We start from the raw sequence: 9941 nt of genomic DNA, 5'->3' as shown, positions 1-9941 counted from the left end.
TCACGAGGTCCCGGGTTCGCCTTCGGCGCCCCGGGACGACGGGGTGTAGAACAGGTCCCGGGTTCGCCTTCGGCGCCCCGGGACGACGGAGGTGTGGAACAGGTCCCGGGTTCGCCTTCGGCGCCCCGGGACGACGGGGTGTAGAACAGGTCCCGGGTTCGCCTTCGGCGCCCCGGGACGACGGGGTGTAGAACAGGTCCCGGGTTCGTCTTCGGCGCCCCGGGACGACGGAGGTGTAGAACAGGTCCCGGGTTCGCCTTCGGCGCCCCGGGACGACGGAGGTGTAGAACAGGTCCCGGGTTCGCCTTCGGCGCCCCGGGACGACGGGGTGTAGAACAGGTCCCGGGTTCGCCTTCGGCGCCCCGGGACGACGGGGGTGCGGAGAGCGCGCCCGGCGCGTTTCGGCGGGGGGAGGGCGGATTTGCGCGCGAGCCGGTTGGCCGCTCCGGGCCGGGTGCTGCGGGGGTTCGATTCAGCGGTCCAGGGCGGTCAGGAGGTGGTCGGCGACCGCGTTGTGGTGCATCAGGGCCAGGTGGCCGCAGTCGTGGATCAGGCGGCGGTGGAGGCGGGTGGGGTCCAGCGGGAGGCCGATGGCCAGGCCGCTGTGCGGCGGGACCAGGCCGTCGCCGGACGGGGTGCGGTGGCCTTCGGGTGAGCGACTGGCGGCCAGCAGGTGCAGGCGGGTGGTCTCGGGCAGGCCGGGCGCGCCGCCGCAGGCGGTGATCCGGCCGTGGCGCAGGTCGGTGATGCCGGCGCTGCGCATCCGCCCGAGCCGGTTGAACGGCCGGGTGTACGGCGTCCAGCCCAGCGCGCGTTCGAGCCGGTGTCCGGCCCGCTCCAGCGGGGCGCCGGCGTGGGGCGTGCCGAGCGTGACGATGTCGGCCAGGTAGTCGGTCCAGGCCTGTTGGCTGGCGTGGCCGTGGTGCGCGGCGCTGCGTGCGACCAGTCCGCCCATGCTGTGGCCGATCAGCGTAAGACGCTCCAGCGCCACCGGCCAGCGGGCGTGCAGGTCGGCAAGGCGGGTGGCCAGCTCGGCGCCGTTGTCGGCGACCGGTCGGCCGGTGTTGTAGTGCAGGTGGAGCACGCTGCGGCCCGGAAGGTCGCCGATTCGCTCCGGCAGGCCCGGGCCGTCGTCGTCCGGCGTCCAGAGGCCGGGGTGCAGGCACAGCCCGTGCAGGAACACGACCACGTGGGGCCGGGCCTGCCCGGCCGGAATCGGCGGGCCCGTCCGGGCCACGATCCCGTCGGCGTGCTGCAGCGACATGTCGATTGCCAGCGGGTTACCGGTGGCGTGCAGGTGGTCGCCGAGCACACCGTTCAGCGCCGAGCGGATCGCGATGCCGGTGACGGCGTCGGACGGCCGGGCGCGGGCCAGCGGCGACAGCGCCAGGTCGATGCCGCCGCCGACCAGCCGCGTGATGCCGCGGACCGAGCGATAGACCTGGCCGGTAATGCCTCGGGTGCGCTGCGACGACGTGCCCGGCAACGCGATCGCCGCGTGCAGGTGCTCGACCAGGTCGGTGACGCCGACCACGCCGTCGATCGCCAGCCGGCTGATGCCCTGCAGGTCGGACGGATGCAGCGGCGGCAGGCGCGTGGGCGCTCCGGTTTCGGTCATGGCACGGCTCCCTCGTAGCGCCGGATCGAGACCCAGCGTAGCCTGTTCGACCGCGCTGTGGGGGAATGGTTGCCGGGGGCAGGAGCCGGGCCTGGTCGAGCGGCGAGCGGTGAACGGGGGCTGCGTTCCGTTTTCGGTTGCAGGCGTGGTTCGCGGCCTTCGCGTCTTTTCCTCGTTGCGGCCCTCCTGGCAAGGGTCGGGCCGTGGCAGGCCGGAACCGGCGCTGGTTCGACGGGCGATGGCGTCAGGAGCCTGCGGGCTGCGGTGGTGCCGGCGCAGGGAGGACGGAGCGCCGTTGTCGCAATCTGACGGTCTGCGCGGATCGGCCGGACACGGTGCGCGCACGATCCTCGTCGAATCCGGGCATTGCGCCGAGTCGATCGCCGGAAATGTGAACCATGGCACGCGCCTGGCGGCGTTGGCATCGGTCTTGTATCCATCAGTGCGAGCGCGCGGCACGATGCCGCGTGACCATCATCGGAAACGAGGCCGGCCATGGGCACCGAAAGCGGCAGTCAAGCAACGATCCTGTTCGTCGACGATTCGCGGCTGATGCGGTTTGCCGCGCGCAAGGCGCTGAGCGCGGAGTACACGGTGCTGCTGGCCGAGGACGGCGACGCGGCGCTGGCGGTGCTGGCCGAGCATCCCGAAGTGCGCGCCGTGATCACCGACCTGATGATGCCGGGCGTCGACGGATTCGAGCTGGTGTCCCGGATCCGCAACGCCGAACATCCCACGATCCGGGATCTGCCGGTCATGGCGGTCAGCGGTTCGGCCGGTCCGATCGAGCGCAAGCGGGTCCGTGCCGCCGGTGCCGACGACCTGATGACCAAGCCGTTTCGCGACGATGCCCTGCGGCTGCGCGTCGAACGGTTGCTGCATGGGCGTCCGGCCCGGGTCGCGGCCTCGACGCCGGTCGAAGTGCCCGCGGCGCCCAACGTGGAACGGACCCGCGCCGGATTCATCGGCCGCATGCGCCAGGCCCTGAGCCTGCATGCCCGGCACGATCTGCCGCTGGCCATCCTGCAGATCCGGTTGAGCAACGCCGAGTCGCTCGACGCTGAACTCGGTGCTGGAGGACGCGATGCGGTGATGCGTCTGCTCGAGTCGGTGCTGGCCCGGACCGTGCGGGTCGAGGACACCGTCGGGCGGACCGGTTCGGATCACTTCATGCTGCTGCTGCCGGCAACCACCGCCGCAGGCGCCCGGGCCCTGAGATTCCGTCTGCGCGATGCGCTCGAGACCCAGCGCTTCGAGGTGCGCGGTCGGACCCCGGACGTGGCGCTGGAGTTCTTCGTCCACCTGCCGAAGAAGAATCTCGATGCCGCGGCCCTGATGCGCGCCGACCGCCCCGCCGGTCGGCCCGACAACGTGGTCCTGCTGGCGGCCGGTTCCTCGGCCTGACGCGCTACTCGAAGCGCAGCGCGTCGATCGGGTCCAGCCGCGAGGCCCGGCGGGCCGGGTAGTAGCCGAAGAACACCGCGATCAGCACCGCCACGCCGACCGCGCCGACCAGCGTGATCGGCGAGAGCAACACCGGGAACTCGCCCAGCCGGGCGGCCAGCATCGTTCCGCCGATGCCCAGCAGCAGCCCGACCAGCCCGCCGAGCAGGCCGAGCACCGTGGCCTCGACCAGGAACTGGGTCAGCACGTCGCGCGAGCGCGCGCCGACCGCGCGCCGCAGCCCGATCTCGCGGGTGCGCTCGGTGACCGAGACCAGCATGATGTTCATGATGCCGATGCCGCCCACGACCAGCGAGGTCGCGGAGAACGCGGCCAGCAGGAAGCCGAGCAGGCTCTCGGTCTCGTTGCGGGCGCGGATGAATTCGGCGAAGTTGGCGATGCGGAAATCGTCCTCGGCCCCCGGCTGGATGTCGCGCCGGACCCGCATCAGGTGCTCGACCTCGCGCTCGACGTCGAGGACCTCGAGGCCGTCCCACACCTTCAGATGGATCCGGCCTGCGTTGTCGGCCACCGCTTCGGCCGAGCGCGCAACGCGGCTTCGAACGGTGTCCAGCGGCATCCAGATCACGTCGTCCTGGTCCTGGCCCCAGGAGCCCGCGCCCTTTTCTTCCAGCACGCCGACCACCGTGGCCGAGGTGCGGTTGACGCGGATGCGCTGGCCGATCGGGTTGGCGCCGTTGAACAGTTCCTCCACGACCGTCTGGCCCAGCACCGCGATCTTGGCGCCGCGCTCGGCCTCGGCCTCGGTGATGTTGCGACCCTCGGCGATCTCGAAGTTCTCGATCAGCGCGAAATCGGCACCGACGCCGAGCAGGGTGGTCGGCCAGTTGTTGCCGTCGGCCACCGAGGTCACGCTGGCCTGGACCCGCCCCGACGCCGCTTCGATGCCGTCGAGCGCGCGCAGGGCCTCGACGTCGTCGTCGGTCAACGGGCGCTCGGAATCGGCGCCGCGTGATCGGCCGCCCCACCAGCTGTTGCCGGGACGGACCTGCAGCGTGTGCGTGCCGAACTGTTCGATCTGGTCGGTCAGCTGCTTGCCGGCGCCCTGGGCGATCGATACCGCGACGATGGCCGCACCGATGCCGATGATGATGCCCAGCATGGTCAGCAGGCTGCGCACGGCGTTGGTCCGGATCGCCTTCAGCGCGATGGCCAGGCTGGCCGACAGGTGCAGTCCGGTGCGTTCGTCGTTCATGCCGCCTGCCTCCGCTGATCGGTCTGGATGCGGCCGTCCCGGAACCGGATGATGCGGCGCGCGTGCTCGGCGATTTCTTCTTCGTGGGTGACCAGCACGACGGTCACGCCCTCGGCATTGAGCGCACCGAACAGGCCCATGATTTCTTCAGCGGTGGCGGTGTCCAGTGCGCCGGTGGGCTCGTCGGCGAGAATCATCCGCGGACGGTTGACCAGCGCCCGGGCAATGGCGACGCGCTGCTGCTGTCCACCGGACAGCTGGGACGGGTTGTGGTCCATGCGATCGGCCAGGCCGACGCGGTTCAGCGCCGCCTCGGCCCGCTGCTGCTTTTCGTCGCGATCCATCGCGGTGTACATCAACGGCAGCTTGACGTTGTCGAGCGCGCTGGTCCGCGCCAGCAGCATGAACTGCTGGAACACGAAGCCCAGGGTTTCGTTGCGCAGCCGGGCCTGTTCGTCGTCGTCGAGCTCGGCCAGGTCGCGGCCGGCAATGGTCAGGCGACCGCGGGTCGGCCGGTCGAGCGCGCCGACCATGTTCATGAAGGTCGACTTGCCCGACCCCGACGGCCCCATGACGGCGACGAATTCGCCGTTGTCGATCTCGACGTCGACATCGATCAGCGCATGAACCACGTTGCGGCCCATGACGTAGTCCTTGCACAGCCCCTCGGCCCGGATCAGCGGCGGCGCGGTGCTCATGCGTCCGGTTCCGTGCGGCGGATGCGGGTGACCAGTTCCATGCCCGGCTCCAGGTCGCCGATCACGATTTCGGTGAAGCGATCGTCGCTGATGCCCAGGCGCACGGGGTGGGCCGTCAAGCTGTCGTCCGGATTGACCGTGTAGACCGTGCCGGCGCGGGTCGCGTCGCGTTGCCGCTGGATTTCCTCGATCTGCTCGACCTGTTCGGCCGTCAGGTTGCGGACCAGCACCTCGCGGGTCATCGCGGTGACCCGTTCGCGGATCGTCTCCCGGTCGGCCCCGGACTGGAACAGCCCGACCATGCCGCGGAAGCCCTCGCGCAGTTCCTCGGCGACGACTTCGCGGGTGGCCTCGTCGACCCCGACCTCGACCAGCATCCGGTTCATCGCTTCGCCCGGATTGCCCCGAGCTCCGCCGCCCGGGCCGCCGCCGGTTTCGTTCGCCGATTCGGGCATCAGGTCTTCGGGCGGGCGGAAGCGAACCGCGGCGTTGCTGGCCCGCAGCGCGTCTTCGCGACGGCCGGTGACGATGTCGATGCTTGCCGTCATGCCCGGCAGCAGTTTGCGGTCGGGGTTGTCGGCGTTGATCACGACGGTGTAGGTGACCACGTTCTGTTCTTCGTTCGGCGCCAGTCGGACCTGGCCCACCTCGGCCTGGAAGGTTTCGCCCGGAAAGGCATCGACGGTGAACTCGGCCGCCGCGCCGCCGCGCACGCTGCCGATGTCGGCTTCGTCGACGCTGGCCTCGATCTGGATTTCGCCCAGGTCCTGAGCGATCGAGAATAGGATCGGTGCCTGCAGACTGGCCGCCACGGTCTGCCCGATATCGACCGCGCGGTCGATGACGACGCCGTCGATCGGTGCGCGGATCGCGGTCCGATCGAGGTCGATGCGGGCCGCTTCCAGCGAGGCCTCGCGCTGCTGCACGGTAGCCAGCGCGTTCTGGTGCTGCGCCTCGGCGATCGACAGGTCGGCCTGCGCCGACAGGAACGCGGCCTCGGCGTTGTCCAGTGCCGAGGCCGATACGCTGCCGCGCTCGACCAGGGCCTGCTGGCGTTCGAACTCGGCCCGGGCATTGGCCAGGTTGGCCCGGGCCTTCTCGATGCCGGCGGCCTGGATCGACACGTTGGCGCGGGCAACGGCGAGGTTGGCTTCCGCTTCCTGCACGCGGCGCTCGAAGGTCTGCGGGTCGAGCCGGGCCAGCAGGTCGCCGGCCTCGACCGGCGTGTTGAAATCGGCGAGCAGTTCGATGACCTGGCCCGAAAGCTGCGAACCGACTTCGACCGTGTTCAATGCGCGCACCGAGCCGACCGACGAGACGATCCGGACGATCTCGCCGCGCTCGACCGGCTGGGTGGTGAACTCGATCGCGGCGCCGGTGCCGTCGCGCGGCCAGAGCCACCAGCCCAGCAGTGCGATCGAGACAACGGCGATGGGGATGAGGAGCTTGCGCATGCGTGGTCGTCCTGGCTGGGCCGAAAGGCCGGCTTGGCGATGGCGTCTCGAGCCGACGTCGTTGCGTCGTGCTTCGAGGGTTCGTCCGCGGCGCGGGCCCATGGTTCCGCAGCCGGCCCGGACGCTGGCGCGCGAGTGTCGCAGATCGGTGTCGTCGGCGGACGTGGCGAAGGTCATGGTCGACGCTGGGTCCGGGCCGGACTGCCGGCGCGAGGCACTTGGTTTATAGTCGGGTCGTGGACGGGGCGCAGGGCTCCGAGCCGCGCACCCGGACCGCGGAGCCGAGCCATGCGGAATACGCACGATCGCGAACACGACGCCGGCGCCCCGCGGGCGCGGGTGCTGTTCGTCGACGATTCGCGATTGATGCGCTTCGCCGCGCAACGCTGCCTCGAAAAGCGCTTCGACGTGGTGCTGGCCGAAGACGGTGAAGCGGGCTGGCGCCGGCTGCGCGAGGACGCCACGATCCGGGCGGTGATCACCGACCTGATGATGCCGCGGGTCGACGGTGTGGAGTTGATCCACCGGATCCGCGGCGCGACCTCCGACCGGCTTCGCCAGTTGCCGGTGCTGGTGGTGACCAGCCTCGAGGAGTCCGACGGACGGCGCGCGGCGATCGAGGCCGGCGCCAACGAGCTGGTGCCCAAGCCGTTCACCGAAAGCGACCTGCTCGACCCGGTCACGACCTTCCTGCGCCAGGCCGAAGCCGAGCAGAACGACGACGACCCGGCGATGCGGTCGCCGAACATCGAGCGCAGCCGGACCGGCCTGCTGGCGCGGATGCAGCAGACCCTCAGCCTGCACGACCGCCTGGGCCTGCCCTGGAGCCTGGTGCACGTGCGGCTGCTCAATCGACCGGAAGTGTCGCGGCGTTATGGAAATCGCTGGGGCGAGGCGCTGATGCGCCATCTCGAGCGGGTGCTGATCCGCGAAGTGCGGATCGAAGACACCGTCGGCCGCAGCGGCCCGGAAACCTACACGCTGGTGCTGCCGGCCACCTCGGAGGAAGGCGCGCAGATCCTCCGCAGCCGCCTGCGCCGTTCGCTGCCGCGCCAGCCGGCCCGGTTCCCCAGTGTCAGCATCGACCTGGACGTGGTGTTCTCGATGCAGGTCCCGCGCTTCGGCGACGAGGCCGAGGCGCTGCTCGAGGAGGGCCTGGCGCGGCTCGATCAGCCGGCCAACGTGACCCACCTGCCGGACCGTCTCGGCGGCTGAATCCGGCGCCGAGCGGCCGGCATCGCACTCGGCCGTCGACCCGGTGGAGCGCGCCGGCCGGTAGACTGTGCCGGCATTTCAATCCGCGCCGAGCCCGGCGCGACGAGTCCGGTTCCATGATCCCGTTCCAGGCCCGCTACGCTGCGCTCCCCGAGCACGCCCACGTCCGCCAGTCGCCGGTGCCGGTGGCGGCGCCGCGCTGGATCGCGTTCAACCGTCCGCTGGCCGAAGCGCTGGGCGTGCCGGTCGATCGGCCGGACACCGCGTTGCTCGAGGTGTTCGCCGGCAACCGCGTGCCCGACGGCGCCAGGCCGCTGGCCATGGCCTATGCCGGCCACCAGTTCGGCCATTTCGTGCCGCAGCTTGGTGACGGCCGCGCGCTGCTGCTCGGCGAACTGCAGGATCGCGAGGGCCGTACGTTCGACGTCCAGCTGAAGGGCTCCGGACCGACCCCGTTCTCGCGCGGCGGCGACGGCCGGGCCGCGCTGGGCCCGGTGATCCGCGAGTACCTGGTCAGCGAGGCGATGCACGCGCTCGGCATCCCGACCACCCGCGCACTGGCCGCGGTGGCCACCGGCGAGTTCGTCCAGCGCGAGCAGCCGCTGCCCGGCGGCGTGATCACCCGCGTCGCCCGAAGCCACGTGCGGGTCGGTACCTTCCAGTATTTCGCCGCGCGCGGCGATGTCGACACGGTCGCAGCGCTGATCGATTTCACGCTGGATCGGCTCGGCGTGTCGCCCGGCGACAACGCGGCCCTGGCGCTGCTCGACCATGCCGTCGAGGCCCAGGCCGCGCTGGTCGCGAAGTGGCTCGGGGTGGGCTTCATCCATGGCGTGATGAACACCGACAACTGCGCACTGTCCGGCGAGACCATCGACTACGGGCCGTGCGCGTTCATGGACACGTTCGATCCGAAGCAGGTGTTCAGCTCGATCGACCGCCACGGCCGCTATGCCTACGCCAACCAGCCCGTGATCGCGCACTGGAACCTGGCCCGGCTGGCCGAGACCCTGCTGGCGTGCATCGACGGCGACGAGAACGCGGCGATCGCCAAGGTCAACGAGCGGCTGGAAGCGTTCCCGGGCATCTTCGAGCGGCACTGGCGGGCGGTGTTCGGCGCCAAGCTCGGCCTGGCCGAGGCCGGCCCCGAGGATGCTGCACTGATCCGCGGCTTTCTCGACGCGCTGCATGCCGGCCATGCCGACTTCACGCTGGCCTTCCGTCACCTGGCCGGTGCGCTCGACGGTTCGACGCCGGCGCTGCTGGCCGGTCTGTTCGCCGACCGCTCGGCGCTCGATGCCTGGCTGCCGCAGTGGCGCGCCCGGCTGGCCGACGACGATCGCCCGATCGATACGATCCGCAGCGACATGAACGTCGCCAACCCCGACCGCATCCCGCGCAACCACCTCGTCGAACGCGCCATCCGCGCAGCCGAGGACCGCGACGACTTCAGCGTCTTCGAGCGACTGCAGCGCGCCTGGGCCCGGCCCTTCGAATTCGACGAGGACTTCGCCGACCTTCGCGACCCGCCGGCCGACCACGAGCGGGTCACGCAGACCTTCTGCGGAACCTGAGCGCCCCTTCGCCCGGCACAGCCGGCCTCCCACAGGCGTCCTCTCACGGAGGAAGTTCTCAGTTCTCGGTTCTCGGTTTTCAGTCGTTCATTGCGGTCTTCGCCCCATTGCGCCGTTGCGTCCATCCTCTCGAGGAACGAAGGCGCCACCCTTCGCCCGGCCCAGCCGGCCTCCCACAGGCGATCTCGGGCGTCTTCTCGCGGGGGAAGTTTTCAGTTCTCGGTTCTCAGTCGTTCGTTGCGGTCTTCGCCCCATTGCGCCGTTGCGTCCATCCTCTGAAGGTCGAGGGCTCGATCGTTCGCCCGGCAGACCCGGCCTCCTGCAGGCCTTCGATCCGGCGCTGCGCTCAGTTCGCCTGTTGGAGGGAGCTTGCTCGCGAACCGGCCGGGCCACCCTTCGCCCGCAAGCGGCCTCCAACAGGCCTTCGATCCGGCGCCGGCGCTGATTTTCCTGTTGGAGGGAGCTTGCTCGCGAACCGGCCGGGCCACCCTTCGCCCGCAAGCGGCCTCCAACAGGCCTTCGATCCGGCGCCGGCGCTGATTTTCCTGTTGGAGGGAGCTTGCTCGCGAACCGGCCGGACCACCCTTCGCCCGCAAGCGGCCTCCAACAGGCCTTCGATCCGGCGCCAGCGCTGATTTTCCTGTTGGAGGGAGCTTGCTCGCGAACCGGCCGGGCCACCCTTCGCCCGCAAGCGGCCTCCAACAGGCCTTCGATCCGGCGCCG

7 protein-coding genes are annotated in these 9941 nt (G+C 70.6%); 3 read left to right on the top strand and 4 right to left on the bottom strand.

Annotated elements, in window-relative coordinates:
- Window positions 1-472: 472 nt before the first annotated feature.
- Window positions 473-1618, bottom strand: coding sequence for an alpha/beta hydrolase (locus tag HFP89_RS02260; RefSeq protein ID WP_168716018.1), 1146 nt, complete (start codon window positions 1616-1618; stop codon window positions 473-475).
- 495 nt (window positions 1619-2113) lie between these two features.
- Between HFP89_RS02260 and HFP89_RS02255 the strand changes: the two genes are divergently transcribed.
- The gene (locus HFP89_RS02255) at window positions 2114-3022 is read left to right on the top strand and encodes a response regulator (RefSeq protein ID WP_168716017.1); all 909 of its coding nucleotides are present in this window, start codon (window positions 2114-2116) and stop codon (window positions 3020-3022) included.
- Between the two features lie 4 nt (window positions 3023-3026).
- On the opposite strand, the gene HFP89_RS02250 is transcribed toward HFP89_RS02255, so the two are convergent.
- The 3 genes from HFP89_RS02250 to HFP89_RS02240 are packed head-to-tail and all read right to left on the bottom strand — an operon-like array spanning window position 3027 to window position 6429.
- Window positions 3027-4277: an ABC transporter permease gene (locus HFP89_RS02250; RefSeq protein ID WP_206212187.1), complete on the bottom strand. Its 1251-nt coding sequence runs from the start codon at window positions 4275-4277 to the stop codon at window positions 3027-3029.
- Complete coding sequence (locus HFP89_RS02245; RefSeq protein ID WP_168716016.1) at window positions 4274-4975, bottom strand: ABC transporter ATP-binding protein; 702 nt, start codon at window positions 4973-4975, stop codon at window positions 4274-4276. Before HFP89_RS02245 ends, HFP89_RS02250 begins: the two co-directional genes overlap by 4 nt.
- Window positions 4972-6429 (bottom strand): efflux RND transporter periplasmic adaptor subunit, encoded by a 1458-nt coding sequence (locus tag HFP89_RS02240; RefSeq protein ID WP_168716015.1) that lies wholly within the window; start codon window positions 6427-6429, stop codon window positions 4972-4974. Before HFP89_RS02240 ends, HFP89_RS02245 begins: the two co-directional genes overlap by 4 nt.
- Window positions 6430-6717: 288 nt before the next feature.
- On the opposite strand from HFP89_RS02240, the gene HFP89_RS02235 reads away from it, so the two are divergent.
- Window positions 6718-7644: a response regulator gene (locus HFP89_RS02235; protein WP_168716014.1), complete on the top strand. Its 927-nt coding sequence runs from the start codon at window positions 6718-6720 to the stop codon at window positions 7642-7644.
- Window positions 7645-7760: 116 nt separating this feature from the next.
- Window positions 7761-9218 carry a protein adenylyltransferase SelO gene (locus tag HFP89_RS02230; protein ID WP_168716013.1) on the top strand — a complete coding sequence of 486 codons (1458 nt, stop codon included), beginning with the start codon at window positions 7761-7763 and terminating at the stop codon, window positions 9216-9218.
- The last annotated feature ends 723 nt before the right edge of the window (window positions 9219-9941 follow it).

The organism is Wenzhouxiangella sp. XN79A, assembly GCF_012272825.1.
Taxonomy (GTDB): Bacteria; Pseudomonadota; Gammaproteobacteria; order Xanthomonadales; family Wenzhouxiangellaceae.
This window is presented reverse-complemented; position numbering and strand designations above follow the sequence as displayed.